The sequence below is a fragment of the Microcystis sp. M53598_WE2 genome, from assembly GCF_030067735.1.
GTDB lineage: Bacteria > Cyanobacteriota > Cyanobacteriia > Cyanobacteriales > Microcystaceae > Microcystis > Microcystis aeruginosa.
In genome coordinates, this window is sequence record NZ_JASJFE010000182.1 from 1 (window position 1) to 2,463 (window position 2,463).

Consider the following 2,463-nt stretch of genomic DNA (forward strand, 5'->3'; position numbering starts at 1 on the left):
CATTCTGCACGGGATTTCTTTCGGGATCGAGAGGAATAATTACAGGTGTTCCTGTCTGGAAATCCGCCAAACTAATGCTAGTCATTACCTGCTGTATTTGCTGCAGATTTGCCATTAATAAATCCCCTTGCTCTTTATAGCGATCAGCATGAGCAGATTCTGCTAGTCTTGTTTGAAATCCCGCCGCTTTAGTTTGCAGTTTAGTCAGTAAAGAGATGACTTTTTGATTTAATTTTTGCTGTAGTTGTCGAAAGCTTTCTTGATTAATTTGGTCGCTATAATAACGGTTTAATAATTCTTGAACATTTTTAGCCGCTGCCAGTATCTCCCCACCGATCACCGTATAACCTTCTCTTGTCCATCCGGGTTGAAAGGTGTTATTTTCCAAGATTTTTAACCATTCTTGCCAAACTGAAAAGAGCTTTTCCCAATCAGTATTATCTAACTGATCCGTGTTTAATTTCGGGTTAATATTGGCTTTTTGCAACAGCGATCGAGCGATGACCGGACTAACACCACGATAGGTACTAACTAACTGTTTTTCGATAGTTTTAGGGATTAAACTAACTCTGGCTTGCCAACTGCTCAAGGATTCTTCTAAACTGGGATTTGTTGCCAATAAAACGGGGGGTAGTTGATAGATTTGTCCCGTTTGTACGGTGCGAACACTGGACTGGGTGGCATTGACTTGATGGGCAACGGTGACAATTTGATTGTCAGCCGCAGTTAAAATAACATTGCTATATTTGCCCATAATTTCTATATACAAATGCCCCAGGGCCGGATCATCGGGACGTTGGGCAAATTGCAGATCGATCACTCTTTCCCACGGGGCAACAAATGCTAATTTTGTCAGCGCCAAACCATTGAGTTGATGACGCAATTGATCGCTAAAAGTGAAGGTATCAGGGACTTTCGGCGGTGGATCACCAATATGCAGCCGCGCTCCTTGGGGATGCCAAGAAATAATTAACCATCCCTTGCGATCGAAGGTTCGTAAATAGAGGGCGATCGTTTGGCGATCAATTTGATACACTTGTTCTAGTCTAGCCGGCAGCCAAGTGGCGGCAATTTCGGCACAAGTGGCGCTGAGGGTGGTAAAGTCTACGGATTGCATTTTCAGTTATCAGTTATCAGTCATCAGTTATCAGTTATCAGATTTGAGTTTTAAGTGGACAGTGTTATCTAGCAGTTGCCGTTTTCTCTTGACTGATTACTGATTACTGTTCACTGAAAAGCCACCTAACCCCCATCACCTTTTTAATTTTTACTTTTATAAAAGGGTTTTTTAACGACGGTAGCGGGGTAGGTAGTGCCGCGGATTTCTACTTCGATCGCTTGTCCGATCGCGGCGAAAGGTGTGGGAAGATAGGCTAAAGCGATCGCTGTGTTTAAAGTTGGTGATAAAGTGCCACTGGTGACTTTACCCACCACTTCCCCAGCGAATACTACCGGATAATCGTGACGGGCGATATGTTTGCCGGACATCTGCAATCCCACCAAGCGCCGATTCACACCATTAAGTTTTTGGTCTTCAAGGACATTGCGACCGATAAAATCGCCTTTTTCTGGCAGATGAACCAACCAATTTAAGCCTGCCTCTAGGGGACTGGTGCTATCGTCGATATCCTGTCCATAAAGGGCTAAAGCTGCCTCTAAACGCAGGGTATCCCGGGCCCCTAAACCGCAGGGAGTCACCCCTAAATTTAAGAATTCCGTCCAAAGTCGCTGCCCGATTTCAGGAGGGGCCATAATTTCAAAACCATCTTCTCCCGTGTAACCGGTCCTAGCGATAAAAACTTTTTCCCCGAAAAGCTGGCTTTCCCAGTGATTAAATAGGCCAAAATCGCTTAATTTTTCCCCGACCAAGGACTGTAAAATTGTGGCTGCCTTGGGTCCTTGCAGGGCAATTAAGACCCTTTCTTGCGATAAATCCTTTAATTTGACCCCCGAACCCTCTAAATTGCCTAAAATCCATTCTCGATCTTTATCGGTGGTTGAGGCATTAACAATTAATACGCCTTGGCTTTCGCTTTGGTAGTAAAAGATAATATCATCGATGATACCACCGTCCGGGTTAAGTAAAACGCTATACTGTGCCTTTCCTGCGCTTAAACGGGCTAAATTAGAAGGAACTAGGGTTTGGAGAGATTGAACCAGATTATCTCCAGTTAAGATAAATTTGCCCATGTGGGAAATGTCAAACATCCCCACACCGTTGCGGACAGCATTATGTTCGATTTTTAGGCCGCTAAACTGTATCGGCATCTCCCAACCCGCAAAAGGGGTAAATTTGCTGGTTTGTTGGGCAATTAGGTCATATAAGGGGGTACGAATAGCGGGGGAAGTTGCTTCTTGGTTAGCCACGGTGATCTCGATCGACTGGTTTTCTGCCTAGACTAGCATAGCAGTTATCAGGAGACAGGAGACTCCGAGACAGGAGACTCCGAGACAGGAGACAGG

The 2,463-nt window shown here is 44.7% G+C and carries 2 protein-coding genes; both read right to left on the reverse strand.

All coding sequences use genetic code 11. The features are described from left to right. The coding region (locus PX636_RS03955) for an Rqc2 family fibronectin-binding protein (protein ID WP_288116280.1) at positions 1–1,117 on the reverse strand (1,117 nt) is incomplete at its 3' end. 143 nt (positions 1,118–1,260) lie between these two features. Then, positions 1,261–2,367, reverse strand: a complete 1,107-nt coding sequence (gcvT, locus tag PX636_RS03960) for a glycine cleavage system aminomethyltransferase GcvT (protein WP_012268084.1) — start codon at positions 2,365–2,367, stop codon at positions 1,261–1,263. Positions 2,368–2,463: the final 96 nt, after the last annotated feature.